The sequence below is a fragment of the Thiocapsa roseopersicina genome, from assembly GCF_900106925.1.
Classification (GTDB): domain Bacteria; phylum Pseudomonadota; class Gammaproteobacteria; order Chromatiales; family Chromatiaceae; genus Thiocapsa; species Thiocapsa roseopersicina.
The window spans coordinates 13,704-30,777 of sequence record NZ_FNNZ01000012.1; the positions used below are offsets into that span (position 1 = coordinate 13,704).

Genomic DNA, 17,074 nt, shown 5'->3' on the forward strand with positions numbered 1-17,074 from the left:
ATGCAGAAGAGGCGCTTAAGGCCGTTTCTTGCCCTAAATCCGTTCCCGAACGGCTTGACCGACGGCCTGTTCTATCGCGAGAAGATGCGCGCCATCCATCGCATCGCCCCCGACTGTTTGAGTCACGGCGGCGCGTCGGCGAGGGTGCTCGAGATCGGGGGAGGGCGCAGCGGTCTCGCGAGTCTGCTCTATCCAGACGCCCGGGTGACGACGCTGGACCGAGATCGTTCGTTGCTCGGACAGGGGCCGTCCGCAGACACGGCCGAGCCGGTGTGCGCCGATGCTTGTCGGCTGCCTTTCCCGGACGGCGCGTTCGATGTCGTGACCCTCTTCGACGTGCTCGAGCATATCGAGGACGACGCGACAGCGGCGCGCGAGGCGCTACGTGTGACGCGTGCCGGCGGTTGGCTTCTCTTATCCACCCCCGGAGCCGATTGGCATTATCCGTATTACCGCGCGATGCGGCGCTGGTGTCCGCCCGAGTCCAGCTTGATGCAGGACTGGGGTCACGTGCGCCGTGGCTACCGCACCGAGACCCTCGTCGGCCTATTCGGCGCGAGGCCCGCAGTCTCCGCAACCTTCATCAACCCGCTCACCGCCTTTTATCACGACATCGCCTTCTCGAATCTGGGCCGGCGCAAACGTCGGCTGCTCTACGGCGTTGCCGCTCCGATCGCGCTCGTCGGCTACCTTCTGCATTACCGGACAGCGCCCGGGACGGAGGTCGCGATGGCCTGGCAAAAACCCGACATGGCGGGCGAGGGGGCAACGGCTTGACATCACGCGCTCCTCCCAAGGTTGCGATCTTTCCCTGGGGCGATGTGGTGGAGGAGTTCCTCGATCCGATCGGGCTCGATCTGGATGCCTTCGCGCAGCGGATGACAGGCGGCTGGCTCTTCGGCTATGTCGCGGCGTTCCAGTCGCTCGGCTGGGATGCCGTCATTCTCTGTGCCTCCGAGCGGCTGACAACTCCCCGGTGTCTGACCCATGCCGGGACGGGTGCAGCCATCTGGGCCGTACCCGGGCGTCGGAGCATCGCCCGTCGCGACTCGATCAAGAGCGCGAGACAGATCCTGCGCACGCCTTGGCGCGCCTTCAGGCGGATTCTGCGTTCCGAGGGTTGCTCGATCGTCTTGGTGCAGGAGTACGAGTACGCTCGATTCGACGCGCTCGCCGTGCTTGCAAGGCTGCTCGGTCTGCCGGTGTTCGCGACCTTTCAGGGCGGGGATCTGACACTGTCGCCGCTGGAAGCGCGTATTCGGCCCTGGACGTTGCGTCTGGCGCAGGGCCTCATCGTGCCCTCCACGCGTGAGCGTGAGCGACTGGCCCGGACCTATAAGGCTTCGAATCTGCGGATTGCCGATATTCCGAACCCGATCGACGCCGACGAGTGGCGCGCCTCTTCTCGATCGGAATGCCGGTCCGAGTGGGGGCTGCCGGAGCAGGACCTGGTGGTCGTGAATCACGGTCGTATCGACATGTATCGCAAGGGATTGGATGTCCTTCTTGCGGCTTGGTCGGCGTTCTCGGACTCTCATCCGACGGCGCGTCTTCTGATCCTGGGTTCGGGGCCGGACCAAGCCGCGTTCGGCGAGGCCATCGGTGGGTCCGGCGCCAAAGGCATCATCTGGGAGAATGCCTACTCGACCGATCGCCCGAGGTTGCGTCGTTGGCTCTCGGCCGCGGACATCTACGTGACCACCTCGCGCGTCGAGGGGATGCCGGTGGCTCCGTTGGAGGCGATGGCCTGCGGCTTGCCTGTCGTCGCGAGCCGAGCGCATGGATTGCCGGACATCTTCCGCGACGGCGAGGCGTCCGGAGGAATCCTGGTGGACTGCGAGGATACGGCGGGTGTTGCAAACGCCTTGTCCCGCTTGGCCGACGCGCCGAAGCTTTGTGCCGAGCTCGGCCGGGCTGCTCGAGCCTGCATCGAGACACGTTTTGCCATTCCCGTGGTTGCCGGGGCCCTGTCTCGTCTTATGGCCAAATCAAGATCCGGCACCTGACGCGGCCGAGCCGGCGATCGACCCGAGCGCACCCGAGCCGGGCGGCTTTCCCGCCACGCCAAGTCCTGGCATAGTCGCGGTGCGCTCGCAGGGATCAGGGCACCCCGACATGCTTGGATTCTTGGCAACGCAGGGTGCGGGATGTTTAATGCGATGAAGAAAAGGCCTGCCGTGTACAACGAGCCGGAACATCCCGGTCGCAACGGACTAAAAAGATCAAAGCGGAGACAGGGTAATGGGTTACGGGCTGAGAAAGCGAGTTCTGGTGACCGGCGGGGCAGGTTTTTTGGGGTCGCATCTGTGCGAGCGGTTGCTCTCGGACGGCCACGACGTGATCTGTCTGGACAACTTCTTCACGGGCACCAAGGACAATGTCATCCATCTGTTGGATCGTCCACATTTCGAGATCCTACGCCACGACGTGACCTTCCCGCTCTATGTCGAGGTCGACGAGATCTACAATCTCGCCTGTCCCGCATCCCCCATCCACTATCAACACGATCCGGTGCAGACCACAAAGACCTCGGTCCACGGCGCGATCAACATGCTGGGGCTCGCCAAACGCATCAAGGCGAAGATCTTCCAGGCCTCCACGAGCGAGGTCTACGGCGACCCGAAGGTGCACCCGCAGGTCGAAGGCTACTGGGGACACGTCAATCCCATCGGGCTTCGCTCCTGTTACGACGAAGGCAAACGCTGCGCCGAGACCCTCTTTTTCGATTATCGCCGACAGCACAATCTGCGCATCAAGGTCGCGAGGATCTTCAATACCTATGGCCCGCGGATGCATCCCAACGACGGACGCGTCGTTTCGAACTTCATCGTCCAAGCCCTTCGCAATCAACCCATCACCATCTACGGTGGCGGATCCCAGACCCGATCCTTCTGTTATGTCGACGATTTGATCGAGGCTTTCGTGCGGCTCATGGACACGCCGGACGACTTCACGGGCCCCGTCAACGTCGGCAATCCCAACGAGTTCACGATCCTCGAGCTGGCAACCAAGGTCATCGAGCTGACCGGCTCCCGCTCGGAGCTGAGCTATAAACCGCTCCCCAGCGATGATCCCACACAGCGCCAGCCGGACATCAGCCTTGCCAAATCCGCAATGGATTGGGAGCCTGCGGTGCCTCTCGCCACCGGTCTTCAGCGCACGATCGCGTATTTCGACGAACTATTGGGAAGAACTCCCGTCGGATAAGGGTTGTCGCAATGAGCCCAATCAAAACACTTGAGAACGGAGTGCGCTTGGTCTACGGGGTCGCGACCTCGCCGCTGCGCAAGGGCAACGTCGTGCTCTTTCATCAGGCACGCAGCGGGAGCTCCGTGCTCGCCGATCTGATGGGGCAGCATCCCGAGGTTATGTGGGGAGGCGAGATCTTCCATCACTTCCCGGGGCGCCGTCAGGAGGCCGTAAAGAAGCTCAAGGGACGTATGCTTTATGCCGGACGCCGTTTCTACGGGTTCGACCTTCAGCTCTATCAACTCAAACCGCTCGGATTCGAGCTGCCGGATTTCATCGTGCAGCTCAAGCAGCTCGGGTTTACTCACTTCGCCATGCTGGAGCGGCGCAACCTAGTCCGTCTCGTCATTTCGGCACTCAATGCACGCCAATCGGGTGTGTGGCAGAAGAAGGGGCAATCCAAGCCGGAGTTCAAGGGAATCAATATCGATCTCGCAGCGGCCATGCTCCAATTCCTCGAGACCGATCAGGAGCGCAACGTCGTTCACGATGCACGCGGAGGCTTTCCCGTCTCACTCATCGGGTGGCTCGATTATCTGCAGGCAGGTTACGATAGCTTGCGAACCCAGTTAAATCATGAGTGCATGCTCTCGCTTGAGTTCGAAAGGGATATCGAAACCGATCCGACACGCGCGTACCGCATGTTCTGCGATTTCCTGCACATCACGCCTGCCGAGGTTTCACCTCGCTTGTCTCGAACGACGCCTTTCCCACTCTCCGAGGTCGTCGTCAACTTCTCCGACTTAAGATCCTATCTCACCGCCACGCCATACGAATGGATGCTTGACGGATAGAGTCCGTCGCGCTCGCTCGTAAGAACGGCCACCCAAACCCTAATTCGATGCTCGTGACACCCGCTCTGCGGTGTCACGCATGCTGTGTGGCGCTCCGCGCCGTGGGGGCGCTAGGCCCCGCAGGCATCGCTCGTTAGACCGGCCCATCCAGACCCTAATCAGAGGCTCGTGATGCCCGCTCCGCGGTGTCACGCACAGGCTCGGCTGGAGGCATCAGCGAGGCGCGCCATCTCCGTCCGGCCGATTTCCGCCCCCCGGTTCTTTATTGATTGTTCTCCGCCGCATCTGTTCTGTGACCCGGTTCACGGAACCTAAATCCATTCAATGATTCAACCGCAATCCTCCGCTCCCATTTGCCTCTTCAATCGGTTCCGAAATGGGATCTGCTTCACGCTTTGCTCCTTGGCCGCATCAGGAGAAGGAGCATCCGGGCGTGATGGGAATGGCGTCACGGATTAGGTCACCTCAAGTCACTAGAGTCACAGCGTACCCAAAAGAACGCTCGCTCGGATCTAGCTACACAGGGCGTTTTGGCTTCTCCAGGTAGAACACGGCAGCAGATAGTGATCCCGACAGTGCGGTCGTCGAGGTCTTCGAGGCTCAGCATAGAGCTCAGCTGTGGCACCTGAAACAGCCGATCACGCCGGACTAAAGGTGACACGATGAACAGTCAGCATACACTACGAGTAGACACTCTCGGCCAATCACGCCATTTTCAATTGAGCTTCAGCCTTTGGGCGATGCTCTTTATGCTCATTTCTGTCCTCGCAATGTCGGCAAACGCTGCGGCGTCGGATCTAACGTTGGCCTGGAACTGGGTCGCTGACTCACGTGTCACCGGATACGAGCTTCATTACGGCGAAGCCAGCGGAGCCTACTCCAAATCGCTGCAGTCGGCGACCAACAGCCAGGCTGTAAGCGGACTGGAGGCCGGCAAGACCTACTATTTTGCGGTCAAGGCATTCAACTCCGATCGCTCGCTCGACAGCCCCTTCTCCAACGAGGTGAGCACCACGATTCCCTATCCGGCACCCGAAGCCGGATTCACGATGAGCGCAAGCTCGGGTGTGGCGCCATTGACCGTCGCCTTTAGCGACACATCGACCAGCAAGGTCGACAACTGGCAGTGGAGTTTCGGAGACGGAGCCACCAGCAGCCAGTCCTCGCCGACATACACCTTCACGACGCCCGGCACCTATACCGTCAGCCTCATGGTCAGCGGGCCCGGCGGCGCGGCTCTCAAGCCGGCGCAGGCCGTTGTCACGGTTGCCACTCCTGCGCCGCTCGCCGCTTTCGTAATGAGCGGCAGCGCCGGTCAGACCCCCTTTGTTGTGCAATTTACAGACCGCTCCACCGGCGTGATCGACTCCTGGGAATGGGATCTCGGCGACGGGAACACCAGCACCGAGCGTTCGCCGAGTCATGTCTATTTGAAAGCGGGTGAATACCTCGCGAGTCTTCGCGTGAGGGGCCCGGGGGGCGTCTCCGCGCAAGCAGCGACTGCCAAGATCAGCGTTGTGGTTCCTCCTCCGGTCGCCGGTTTCAGCGAGAGCGCCACGAGCGGCGTTGCCCCGATGTCACTGGTCTTCACAGATGTATCCAGCGGCGACGTCACTGCATGTGAATGGGACTTCGGCGATGGCGGGCGCGCCACGGGCTCACAGGCGGTTTGGACCTATCAAGAGCCGGGAACCTATTCGGTCACTCTGAAAGTGACCGGTGCGGGCGGATCCGACATCATGACCAAGACCAACCTCGTGACGGTTGCAGGTCCTCCCCCGGTCGCAGACTTCGACGCCGCCAACCGCGTCGGCAATGCGCCGCTGAGCGTGGCCTTCCGGGATCTGTCCTCGGGCGAAATCTCGCAGGTGACCTGGAATTTCGGCGACGGGCAGATCAGTGCCGAACGCAATCCGACACATGTCTACGAAGAAGCCGGTAGCTACGACGTCACTCTGTCGGTCACAGGTCCACATGGTGATCACAGCGTGACCAAGAGTGCCTTTGTCGAAGTGAAGCCCAAGGACAGCTCGCTCCCGATCGAAGTCGGCGAGGTCATGGTCGATCACACCTGGCAGTGGGTTGAGTTCGGACGTTCGTTCATTGACCCGGTGGTGGTTGCCAATCCGCCGAGCATCAACGATGCAGCTTCGGCTGTGGTGCGCATCTCCGGTGTCGAGTCCACGGGTTTCTGGATCCGCATCCAGGAGTGGGACTATCTGGACGGCGAGCATGGCTTCGAGACGGTGAGCTACGTTGCAATGGAGAAGGGCAGTCATGTGCTGCCGAGCGGCGAGCGCATCGAGGCGGGCACCTTCACGCAGTCCGGTCGCTGGTACTCGAGCTTCGGATTCGCCGAAGCCTTCCCGACCACGCCGGTCGTCTTCGCCGGGGTGAGCAGCACCAACGACGCCAAGGCAGTCACCACGCGGGTCCGCGATGTCACGGCGCAAGGGTTCCGGGTCCGCATGGACGAGCAAGAGCTGCTGACCGCCGGGCACGGTGCCGAGACCGTCAGCTACATCGCCTGGCAGCCTTCGCAAGGCACGCTCGACGGGTTGCAGTTTGCGGTCGGCATGAAAGCCAAGGGTGCGTCGGACCAAGCCTCGACCCTGAGCTTCGGCGACGGCTTCGCGGAGATCCCGGTGTTCCTGGCCCACATGCAGACGGCCAACGGCGGCGACCCCACGGCGCTGCGTCATCGCAACCTGAGTGCGACCGGTGTCGAGCTCATCGCGCAGGAAGAGCAGTCCAAGGACGCCGAGATGACTCATCTCGCCGAAGACGTCGGCTGGGCGGCTTTCCAGAACGAGGATCAGACCCCGAAGATCATCGAAGTCGGCGAGGTCGTGGTCGATCACACCTGGCAGTGGGTTGAGTTCGGACGTTCGTTCATTGACCCGGTGGTGGTTGCCAATCCGCCGAGCCTCAACGATGCAGCTTCGGCCGTGGTGCGCATCTCCGGTGTCGAGCCCACGGGTTTCTGGATCCGCATCCAGGAGTGGGACTATCTGGACGGCGAGCATGGCTTCGAGACGGTGAGCTACGTTGCAATGGAGAAGGGCAGTCATGTGCTGCCGAGCGGCGAGCGCATCGAGGCGGGCACCTTCACGCAGTCCGGTCGCTGGTACTCGAGCTTCGGATTCGCCGAAGCCTTCCCGACCACGCCGGTCGTCTTCGCCGGGGTGAGCAGCACCAACGACGCCAAGGCAGTCACCACGCGGGTCCGCGATGTCACGGCGCAAGGGTTCCGGGTCCGCATGGACGAGCAAGAGCTGCTGACCGCCGGGCACGGTGCCGAGACCGTCAGCTACATCGCCTGGCAGCCTTCGCAAGGCACGCTCGACGGGTTGCAGTTTGCGGTCGGCATGAAAGCCAAGGGTGCGTCGGACCAAGCCTCGACCCTGAGCTTCGGCGACGGCTTCGCGGAGATCCCGGTGTTCCTGGCCCACATGCAGACGGCCAACGGCGGCGACCCCACGGCGCTGCGTCATCGCAACCTGAGTGCGACCGGTGTCGAGCTCATCGCGCAGGAAGAGCAGTCCAAGGACGCCGAGATGACTCATCTTGCAGAGGATGTGGCCTGGGCGATCTTCCAATAAACCGGCCGCCGAACGAGCGGGAGGGATCCCGCTCTCCGAGTCACCCTGATGCAATCTGATGCACCGATTTCCGACGAGCTTGAACCGCCGTTCAGCGATCCGAAACGGATCACCGCCGGCGGTTTTTTTTCGAGCGTCGGATCGCGAAGTCGGCTGGATCGCCGAGGTCTTGTTGGGTAGAAAAACCCTTAGAGACCTGATCTAATGACGGAGTAATCGCTTGCTTGATCTCGCTTGTGTGCAACTCCGACAATGTCGTCGCGGTCCACGTCTCCCGACGACGAAAGACCGATCTCCCAGGACCCGAGGTAGAAGGCCCATGAAACCGGAACTGCCGTGCATTCGTCGCTTTGCAGACGTGGGAACAGCGCTTCCTGCCATGCTCCTGCTCGTTGTTCTCGCGGCTTCGCCCGTCGTCGATGCGGCCGTGCCCCAGCAGGGATACGAGCTGCGTCCCGGCGACATCGTCGCCGTATCTGTCTGGCAAGAGCCCGGACTCGAGCAGCTCGTGCTCGTGCGTCCCGACGGTGGCGTATCCTTCCCGTTGGCCGGCGACCTGAAGGCCGAGGGACTCACCCTCGAGGAGCTCGGAGCGGTCCTCAAACAGCGTCTGTCCAAGTTCATCCCGGATCCGGTCGTGACGGTGACACTTCAGGAAATCCCCGGCAACCGCATTTACGTCATCGGGAAGGTCAATAAGCCCGGAGATTTCGCCATCATCGCCCGGGATGTGACCGTAATGCAGGCTCTCTCGATGGCCGGCGGCCTGACCCCGTTTGCGGACGAGAAGAACATCAAGGTTCTCCGGATGCAAGACGGGCAGCAACGCTCGATCTCCTTCGACTACCGCAAGATTCGACGCGGCGAGGATCTTCAACAAAACATCGCCTTAGAGGCCGGCGACGTCATAGTCGTTCCTTGATGTCCTCGGAGTACGCCGTTGAAACGGGAAGGTTGCGTTCGGCGCCATGGGTTGATGTGAGATGCTGACTATCGAAACCCCTCAACCGCGGCGCGTCGGCTTCGGCGCAATGGTGCTTGCGTTCCTCCTCCTCGCGTCATTCGACGCGGAGTCGGATATCTGGTATGTCGAGCCCAACGCGGCCGCACGCGCCTTCTACGACGACAATGTGCGCCTCTCGACGACCGATCCGCAAAGCTCCTTCGGTGCGATCGTTCGAGGCGAAATCCTTGCAGGGCGTCGTACCGAGGTCAGCGATATCGGCGTGGGTCTCAAGGTCGACACAAGGCAGTACTCGGACGTCTCCGAGCTCGACCGAACGAACGGTGCTCTCGGGTTCAGGTCGCGCTTTCAGGTCAATCGCCACAGCCTCGGCTTCGACACCAGCTTGGATTACGACTCGACGCTGACTAGCGAGGAAGCCACTACCGGCATCGTGCAGGTCAACAAGCGTCGGAGCAAAGTTTTTGTTCGGCCATCCTGGCGTTACGAGCTGACCGAACGCACCACGCTCGATGCCGGGGTGAGCTACGAAGACGTGTCTTACGAGGATGTCGACGTCATCCCCTTGACCAATTACACCTTTGCGCGCGCGAGCTTTGCCGTCGGCTACCAGCTTACCGAGCGCCTCCAGCTCGTCGGCCAGACCGCTTACGATGAATACGATGCAAGCGAGGTCGACACACGCTCGACGAGCGTCGGTGTGGAGGCCGGGTTGAAGTACTTATTATCGGAGACATCGACGATCAGGGCGGCGGCCGGTATCCGGCAGTCGGACGCACAGACGCCGACCGAGGAAGGAGTGATCGACACCACCAATTCCGGACCCATCTTCGAGCTGGAATGGACGAAGGATTTCATCGTCGGTGGTATTGAGCTCCTCGCCGAACGTTCGCTTGTGCCTAGCGGACGCGGAACGCTCCTCGACACCACCGGCATTAACCTTGCGTTCAACTATCCGATTACGGAGCGTTGGACGTTCGGTCTGGACGCGAGCGGCTATCGCAACCGCAATCCGGGCGGCGAAATCTCGGGAAACGACCGTGATTTCGTCAACCTGGCGCCGCGCCTCGAGCGGCGCTTGACCGAGGCGTTGCGTCTCGATCTAAGTTATCGTTATCGTTGGCAAAAGCGTGAAATCAGCGAGGACGACGCGGTCTCCAACGCCGTTTTCCTAAGCGTCACTTACAGATGGCCGAGGGAGCCCCTCCGCCGCTGGTCACTCCTACGGTAGGGACGCAGCATGGCCGAGCATTACCAAACCCAAAACATCGACGACTACATCGCGACGCTCAAGCGGCGCAGATGGCAGATCATCGTGCCTGCTTTGGTGATCTTCCTCGCCGCCGCCGCGGTCGCCGTCGGGCTGCCCGCGGTTTACCGCTCCACCGGGACGATCCTCATCGAGCAGCAGGAAATCCCTACCGATCTCGTCCAATCGACCGTTACGAGCTACGCCGGCGAGCGTGTGCAGATCGTCAGCCAAAAGGTGATGACCGCCGAGAACCTCGGTCTGATCATGGAGCGCTACGACCTCTATTCCGACATTCGGCGGGACTTCGGTCTGGCTTATGCCGTGCGCGAGATGCAGAAGGACATCGAGCTCGAAACGATCGGCGCCAACGTCGCCGACGCCCGCGGCGGGCGGGCGCAGGAGGTCGCGATCGCATTCTCGCTCTCGTTCGATCACCCTTCGCCGGAAATCGCTCAAGCCGTAGCCGACGATATCATTCAGCTGTTCTTGGAGGAGAACGTTCGCGACCGCAAGGAAACGGCGCAGAAAACGTCCGATTTCCTCGAGCAGGAGGCCGGCAAGCTCTCCGCCCAGATCGATATGCTGGAGAAGCAGCTCGCGGAGTTCAAGGAAGCCGAGGGCCATCGACTGCCCGAGCTGATGAACTTCAACCTCGAGCGAATGAAGAGCACCGAGGAACGGCTGCGCAACCAAGAGGAGTCGATCCGCACGCTTGAGCAACAGCGGATGTATCTTCAGTCCGAGCTGGCCTCGACCGAGCCCTATGCGGCGATGTTCTCCTCGACTGGCGAGCGGGTCATGACCCCGGCCGATCGTTTGCGCGTCTTGGAGGCCGAGTATGTCGGCCTCGCCGCACGCTATTCGCCGACCCACCCGGACCGGGTGCGCGTCGAGCGGGAGCTTGCGGCACTGCGTCAGGCCGTCGGTGCTTCGGACGACGGTAACCTGGGTCGTCGGCTCGTCCAGCAACAGGCCGAGCTCCAATCGGCGCTCGATCGATACTCCGAAGAGCATCCGGACGTCAAACGCCTGCAGAGAGCCGTTGCGGCAACCCGCGCGGAGCTTGCCAAGCAGGGTAAAGGCGGCAGCGATTGGGTGCCCGGTGTTTCGGATGCGAACAATCCCTCGTACGTTCAGCTTCAAACTCGGTTGGCGGCCACCGAGGCGGATCTGCGCTCGGCGCGGATTACGCGGGACGAGCTCCTGGCCAGTTTGAAGGATTACGAGCAGCGGATCACCGAGAGTCCGCAGATCGAGCGTGAATACAAGACATTGACCCGCGATTACACTAACGCGGTGACGAGCTACCAGGATATCCTCGCGAAGCTCGGCGCAGCTCGGTTGGCCGAGGCGTTGGAGACCGAGAGTCGGGGCGAACGTTTCTCGCTGATCGAGCCGCCGCCCCTCCCGCGCAAACCCTACAAGCCCAACCGGTTGGGTCTACTGTTTTTGGGTTTCGTCCTTTCGGTCGGCGGCGGTATGGGGCATGCCGTGGTTCGTGAGGCAATGGATAAGCGCATCTACGGGCCTAAGGTCGTCCAATCGATCATCGGCTCAGCGCCCCTGGCCGTGATTCCCTTCATCGAGACCGAGGAAGATCAGCGCCTGCGCTCACGACGCGTCATGATGGCGAGCGCCGCTCTCGCGGGCTTGATCGCGCTGGGTGTGTTGCTCGTTCATCTGTTCGTGATGCCCTTGGGTGAAATTGCCGCAACGCTAACCGGTGAATCGGCTCCGACCGAGACCAGCACTGCCGTAGAGCAATAGATGACGCGTCGACAAAAAGCCCTTTCATCCGAGCGGTCTTTGAGCGTTTGGCGCCTCGGCCCAAGAACCGTCTTCTAAGAATAGGCGAGGTCCGTACACGCAATCTCGCTCAGGAACCCGCCCACGTCACTGATTCGGGCGGCAGTGCGGACAAGCGCAGCGCAATCCACCAGCGCCGGCGCGAGGCTTGGCGGACAGACGTCGCTCTCACTCGGCCAACCTACCGGCTGCTGTTGTGAACAAGACCGTACGCGTGGAGTGTCATGAGTTGACGCGTATCGACAGCCCGATGTCGCTCCGACTGCACATCGATCGGGCATCGTTGGTTGGCTTGAAAGGTGCGTTGTATTCCTGGACGCCGAGACCGGAAACAATTATCTCACGAGTAGATCCGGCCCGCCGCCGGCAGACGCGGGAATGCTTCCGGGGTTCTTCGCGATTATTTATACCCGGCGCCGGAGGCGCGCGACTCGGCGAAAAATCATTAAGTGCCGGATCTAAGATCATGCGGATGTGAGGAACTGACGGATCATGGAACGCTTGAAGCAGGCATTGGACCGCGCTCGCGCCGAACGTGCGCAGGCCACACCCACAGAGACGGAACAGCCGGCGTCTGCGGGCAAGCGTGCCCGCGAGCCGAGTCGTTCGACACCAACCCAGACCCGGGACGTCGTCTACCAGCAGACCCGCGGCATCGAGATCGATCCACGCCGCCTGCGTGATCGCCGTATCGTCACACCGTCCATGCGAGATCCCGCCGAGGCCGCCTATAAGGTCCTGCGCACGACCGTGCTCCAGAAGATGCGTGCCAACGGTTGGAACACGCTCGGCGTGACCGGCGCTCGCCAGGGCAACGGCAAGACCTTGACGACGATCAATCTTGCAATCAGCTTGGCCCGTGAGATGAACCAGACCGTCCTCGTGGCGGACTTCGACCTCTGTCATCCAGCGGTCGCCCGTTATCTTCTGGACGAACCGATCCCGGGAATCAGCGACTATCTGCGCGGCGAAAAATCCATTTCCGAGATCCTGTTCAATCCGGGTATCGAGCGTCTCGTCGTCCTCCCCGGAAACGAGCCGATGGCCGATTCGTCGGAAAAGCTCTCGAGCCCGCTCGTCCGCGACCTAGTCGGCGAGTTGAAGACACGTTACCCCGACCGCTTCGTGCTGTTCGACCTCCCGCCGGTTCTCGCGGGCGATGACGTCATGGCGTTTGCCCCGAATGTCGATGCCTTTCTTCTGGTGGTGGAAGACGGCGTCACGACCAAAGACGATCTACGTCGGGCCTACGAAACACTGGGTTCGTCACAGCTGCTTGGTACCGTCCTGAACAAAGCGGTTGGCGACCACGATACCTACGCCTACTCCTAATGCCCACGCATCGGCCCTCTTCATGCGAACGTCCAGAAGCGCCGCCGGCGATCGTCGCGGAACGGCAACGCCCATGGATCGACGCCTTGCAGTCGTTTTCTTCCACCGACCTGAAGACCCGTGGGGTCGGGCTCAACTCGACGATCACGGGAACCGCACTGAACGCGTCTTGGCCGGACTGATGAGCGAGGCCCCCGCGTACCTGCTCCCGATAGGCAGCAGGATGGATAAGCGCAGCGCATCCACCATCCACCAACCGAGCGCGTCATGGCACGATCAGCAGAGGCTGCGATGCGACGGCATACCGGAGAGGCATCGGACACGCCAAGCGCGACCCCAATCCCACCGACGTCCCGGACACCCCCAGTGAAGGACATACAAAACAACATTCGCCTTTCACCCAGACTCGTGATGCTCTGGAATCAGAGTCATCTGGAAGCCGGGTTCGGCCTAGACGATATCCCCGATCCATACGCGGAGCCGCGCATCGCACTCTATCCCGCGAGCTTCATCGAGCGCGTCAAACATCTCGGTTTCGCGAAGACCCGCGATTTCAACTTCCGCGGTGCCCTGTACATCGACGAGGTCACGCATCGAAATCGCCAGTGGGTCCTTGATTTTGCGCGGGCGAATTTTACGGAGTCGTCATATTTCCAGGTGACGGATCGGAACGCCCGGCGTCGTAATTGGCTCCTGCAGCGCCGCCACAAGATCCTCGGCCCCTACGACCGAACCTTCAAGCAAGCCGGCTTCGTACCCAAAGAGCGTCCCGTGAAAGAACGCGACTTCTTCGACGACGACTATTTTCGTCTCATGTCCTCCAGCAAGTTCACGTTGTGCCCGGCCGGCGATGCGCCCTGGAGCATGCGCTTTTACGAGGCGATCATGTCCAAGTCGATTCCGATCGTGGAGTGCAGGCAGCATACGGGTCGGAACGCGCTCGAGTACGACATTGGATATCGTTACTATCGCCTCGATGACCCGCGTATCGAGTATCGAGCGGACTGGGTCGAGGAGAATTTCCGTACGTTTCTCCGCTTCCAGACTTTGACGGAAAAGCGTCCAGAGAACCGGCATGCGGAATCAGAACCTTGGCCCGACCACGCTCAACGCCGTGCGGCGAGCGGAGGCGGATCGGTGTAATGCGGATTCTTCTGGTCACCTCGCACTATCTCCCGAAGCTCGGAGGCGTGCAGCTTGCCGTCCATAATCTGGCGGAAGGGCTTTGTGAAGCAGGGCATGAGGTTCACCTCCTGGCCCCTAAGCGACGCGGCGCCGACGCAGGACAGGTACACGCGCTCCATACCATCCATTGGTTCGCGCCACCACCTCTGACCGGACTTCTCGGATTGCGGATTCCCGCATGGCGGCATCGGCTAAACCGACTTGTCAGGCGTCTCGAGCCTGAGGTCGTCCACGCGCACGTGGCGTACCCGGCAGGTCTTATCGCCGCAAACGTCTGTGATCGCATCGGGATACCGTTCGTGCTGACCTGCCACGGAGACGACATTCAGAAGCTTCCAGAGATCGGATACGGCATGCGCCTGGATCCGCATCTCGATCGCCTGATCTCGGATACAGTCAGGCGAGCCTCGGGTCTGATCGCGATCGGATCGGACGTGAGAGCGGAATACCTGGAGCTGGGCGTATCTCCGAGCCGTATCGCGGATCTTCCGAACGGAATCAACGCCTCTTTGCTCGCGCGTCGAGACCCACAGGCCAAGGGGCGTTTGGGCCTCCCGCAAGGCCCGATTACATTTTTGGCCGTCGGGCGAAATCATCCGAAAAAGGGCTTCTCTTTTCTGATCGATGCGATGAAGGTTGTCGCCGAGCAGGATTCCAACATGACTTGCGTCATCGTCGGTGCTCGCGTGCCCGACCTGCAGCCGCAGGTCGACTTACTCAACTTAACGGACAAGGTATTTCTCTTCGGGCCTGCACCGCCCGTCGGCGTCGAGATGCAGGATGGCCCAGGTGCGGATCAACCCCACACCGACGCCTATTTCCACGCCGCGGATTGCTTCGTTATGCCCTCGCTGATCGAGAGCTTCGGTCTAGTTACGGTCGAGGCATTCGCGGCCGGGCTCCCGGTGGTTGCGATGGATGCCGAAGGGTCCCGCGACATTCTCTCGGAGTCTCACAGTCGCATGCTCGTTGAGGACCGCGATCCACGGACATTCGGCGCGGCACTGCTCGAAATGGGCCGCCGGATCCGTGAGAATCCCGATCTCGGTCGCGAGAACAGGCTACTTGCCGAACGCTACGATCGGCGCCAGGTCGCCAAGCGCCACGTCGACTTCTATCGACAGGTGAGCGAACGTGCCTCTTCCGAAAGGAGCATCGACCCATGACGCGGACATTGTGTGGTCCCGGACACCCGCAGGGCTCCGGGATGAACAAATGCGTCATTGTTCTGTCGACGAAGTCATCCGGCTCAAGCGCGATCCAGCGGCTGATCGGCGGACTTGCCGGTGCGCGCCACGTCCGCCATACACGCCACCGCGAGTCCGAGACCCTCTATTGGACGAAGGCTGCATCCGTCCTAGGTCGCCCGCAGATCAAGATGCTCGACAGCGAGGTCCCGATTCCGGCAGGGCGGGCGCGACGCGAGCTCGTGTCCTTCCTCCGGAAAAACACTTGTGATTTCCGAATCCCGACCGATCCACGGGACATGATCTTTCTCGGCTGGGAGAAACTCTGCGAGTCGCATCGCCCGGTGTTCCTCGAGAAATCGCCTCACCATCTGGTGCAGTGGTCGGCCCTCGAGCTGATGCTCGAATGCGAAGAGCGACTCGATTCGACCGAATTTCTCTATATCGGGCTGATTCGAAACCCGATGGATGTCCTATACTCGGCTTGGTCGCGATGGCGAACCTTTCCGGAAGATGCTCAATTCGAGTGGGAACTCGCCTACCGAAATCTCCAGCGGCTGCGCGAACGGCTCGACCATCGTCTCGTCGTCGTTCGGTACGAAGACATGGTCAACGACCTCGATGCACTCGATCCGGTTATCCGGTTCGTCGGGGCGACCCGAGATCAGGTTCCGGTCGACTATCTCCACGCCCGATCGATCAGTAAGTGGAAGGCCGATCGCGAATACGGTTTCCAGCTCGCACCGTCCGTACGGGATATGGCAAATGCCTTCGGATACACGACAGCCGAACTCGATAATCCGGAGACTACCGGCTGGGGAGAATTTAGAATCCGCGCGCGGCGCGCTTACCGCACCCAGCAGGTCTTGCTTACTCCGATTCGCATGTTGCGGCGGGCGAGGGACGTCCTCACCCAAAATAGAGGCGCTTTGACATGAAGAAATTCGTCGTGCTCACGACTCAGCGTTCCGGAAGCGTTGCGCTGATCCAATCCCTGTCCTCGCATCCGGATATCGTGTGCTTCGGTGAAATCTTCCTAAAAGGGGCAACCTACGCACGTCATATGAGCGTCCCGCCCGGGCGGTCCAATTTCCTGTATGAGGAGTATATCCGCGAATCACTTGCGAAACGGGTTCGTGCCCTTCTGGCTCCGAAGGCGTCTGTGCGAGATTTCCTCGAAACCTTCTATGGACGCCAAGAGGATAAGAGAGCAGCCGGTTTTAAGCTGATGTACTCGCAGATTGCCAATCACAGAGGCGCACTGGATTGGATCCTTCGTCATGACGTCGGCATCATCCATCTCGTGAGGGAGGATGCCCTGCGTGTCATTCTGTCCCGACATACCCGCGTGAAAACCGGTGTGGCGCATTCCGCGGCAAAAATCGACGCAGCATCGCTGCGGCTCGACCCGGCCGAGCTTGTCCGGCAACTCGATGCTCGCGAGAAGAATGTTAAACGTTTTCGTGAGCTTTTGACGGATCAACCGGACAGCATCGAGATCCGCTACGAGCACTATCTCGAGAATCGGCCCTCCGAAAATCGACGCATTCTCCAATTCTTGGGTGTATCGCCGGACATTGAGCTGGTATCCGGTGTGGTCAAGCAAGCGACCCGTCCATTGCGGGAAGTCATTGAGAATTACGACGAGGTGTTGGCAGCAGTGCGCGGGACACCTCACATGAAATTTTTCGACGGATGAAGTC

13 protein-coding genes are annotated in these 17,074 nt (G+C 61.1%); all 13 read left to right on the top strand.

Annotation, left to right across the window (positions count from 1 at the left end; all coding sequences use genetic code 11):
* The 13 genes from BLV04_RS13375 to BLV04_RS13435 all read left to right on the top strand — a co-directional run bounded on the left by BLV04_RS13375 (position 1) and on the right by BLV04_RS13435 (position 17,070).
* Positions 1–777 carry a class I SAM-dependent methyltransferase gene (locus tag BLV04_RS13375; RefSeq protein ID WP_093032832.1) on the top strand — a complete coding sequence of 259 codons (777 nt, stop codon included), beginning with the start codon at positions 1–3 and terminating at the stop codon, positions 775–777.
* Positions 774–2,006 (top strand): glycosyltransferase family 4 protein, encoded by a 1,233-nt coding sequence (locus BLV04_RS13380; protein ID WP_217633698.1) that lies wholly within the window; start codon positions 774–776, stop codon positions 2,004–2,006. The genes BLV04_RS13375 and BLV04_RS13380 overlap by 4 nt, the downstream gene beginning before the upstream one ends.
* Positions 2,007–2,241: 235 nt before the next feature.
* Positions 2,242–3,207: a UDP-glucuronic acid decarboxylase family protein gene (locus BLV04_RS13385; protein WP_093032836.1), complete on the top strand. Its 966-nt coding sequence runs from the start codon at positions 2,242–2,244 to the stop codon at positions 3,205–3,207.
* Positions 3,208–3,218: 11 nt separating this feature from the next.
* The gene (locus BLV04_RS13390) at positions 3,219–4,043 is read left to right on the top strand and encodes a hypothetical protein (RefSeq protein ID WP_093032839.1); all 825 of its coding nucleotides are present in this window, start codon (positions 3,219–3,221) and stop codon (positions 4,041–4,043) included.
* Positions 4,044–4,813: 770 nt separating this feature from the next.
* A complete protein-coding gene (locus BLV04_RS25900) occupies positions 4,814–7,645 on the top strand; it encodes a PKD domain-containing protein (protein WP_281241844.1) in 2,832 nt (943 codons plus the stop codon).
* 319 nt (positions 7,646–7,964) lie between these two features.
* On the top strand, positions 7,965–8,567 hold the full coding sequence (locus BLV04_RS13400) for a polysaccharide biosynthesis/export family protein (RefSeq protein ID WP_093032845.1): 603 nt from the start codon (positions 7,965–7,967) through the stop codon (positions 8,565–8,567).
* 208 nt (positions 8,568–8,775) lie between these two features.
* Entirely contained in the window at positions 8,776–9,840 is a 1,065-nt protein-coding gene (locus BLV04_RS13405; RefSeq protein WP_139191928.1) for a TonB-dependent receptor, read from the top strand.
* A 9-nt stretch (positions 9,841–9,849) separates the two neighbouring features.
* Positions 9,850–11,628: a GumC family protein gene (locus tag BLV04_RS13410; RefSeq protein ID WP_093032851.1), complete on the top strand. Its 1,779-nt coding sequence runs from the start codon at positions 9,850–9,852 to the stop codon at positions 11,626–11,628.
* Positions 11,629–12,159: 531 nt separating this feature from the next.
* Entirely contained in the window at positions 12,160–12,999 is an 840-nt protein-coding gene (locus tag BLV04_RS13415) for a CpsD/CapB family tyrosine-protein kinase (protein WP_093032854.1), read from the top strand.
* 366 nt (positions 13,000–13,365) lie between these two features.
* Entirely contained in the window at positions 13,366–14,142 is a 777-nt protein-coding gene (locus BLV04_RS13420) for an exostosin domain-containing protein (protein ID WP_175534629.1), read from the top strand.
* On the top strand, positions 14,142–15,350 hold the full coding sequence (locus BLV04_RS13425; protein ID WP_093032861.1) for a glycosyltransferase family 4 protein: 1,209 nt from the start codon (positions 14,142–14,144) through the stop codon (positions 15,348–15,350). Before BLV04_RS13420 ends, BLV04_RS13425 begins: the two co-directional genes overlap by 1 nt.
* On the top strand, positions 15,347–16,309 hold the full coding sequence (locus tag BLV04_RS13430) for a sulfotransferase (protein WP_093032864.1): 963 nt from the start codon (positions 15,347–15,349) through the stop codon (positions 16,307–16,309). Before BLV04_RS13425 ends, BLV04_RS13430 begins: the two co-directional genes overlap by 4 nt.
* The gene (locus tag BLV04_RS13435) at positions 16,306–17,070 is read left to right on the top strand and encodes a sulfotransferase (RefSeq protein WP_093032867.1); all 765 of its coding nucleotides are present in this window, start codon (positions 16,306–16,308) and stop codon (positions 17,068–17,070) included. Before BLV04_RS13430 ends, BLV04_RS13435 begins: the two co-directional genes overlap by 4 nt.
* Positions 17,071–17,074: the final 4 nt, after the last annotated feature.

Excerpts from the sequence above, each read along its gene's own strand:
- BLV04_RS13375 (WP_093032832.1), top strand. The coding sequence starts at position 1 with ATGCAGAAGAGGCGCTTAAGGCCGTTTCTTGCCCTAAATCCGTTCCCG.
- BLV04_RS13385 (WP_093032836.1), top strand. The coding sequence starts at position 2,242 with ATGGGTTACGGGCTGAGAAAGCGAGTTCTGGTGACCGGCGGGGCAGGT.
- BLV04_RS13390 (WP_093032839.1), top strand. The coding sequence starts at position 3,219 with ATGAGCCCAATCAAAACACTTGAGAACGGAGTGCGCTTGGTCTACGGG.
- BLV04_RS25900 (WP_281241844.1), top strand. The coding sequence starts at position 4,814 with ATGTCGGCAAACGCTGCGGCGTCGGATCTAACGTTGGCCTGGAACTGG.
- BLV04_RS13400 (WP_093032845.1), top strand. The coding sequence starts at position 7,965 with ATGAAACCGGAACTGCCGTGCATTCGTCGCTTTGCAGACGTGGGAACA.
- BLV04_RS13410 (WP_093032851.1), top strand. The coding sequence starts at position 9,850 with ATGGCCGAGCATTACCAAACCCAAAACATCGACGACTACATCGCGACG.
- BLV04_RS13415 (WP_093032854.1), top strand. The coding sequence starts at position 12,160 with ATGGAACGCTTGAAGCAGGCATTGGACCGCGCTCGCGCCGAACGTGCG.
- BLV04_RS13425 (WP_093032861.1), top strand. The coding sequence starts at position 14,142 with ATGCGGATTCTTCTGGTCACCTCGCACTATCTCCCGAAGCTCGGAGGC.
- BLV04_RS13430 (WP_093032864.1), top strand. The coding sequence starts at position 15,347 with ATGACGCGGACATTGTGTGGTCCCGGACACCCGCAGGGCTCCGGGATG.
- BLV04_RS13435 (WP_093032867.1), top strand. The coding sequence starts at position 16,306 with ATGAAGAAATTCGTCGTGCTCACGACTCAGCGTTCCGGAAGCGTTGCG.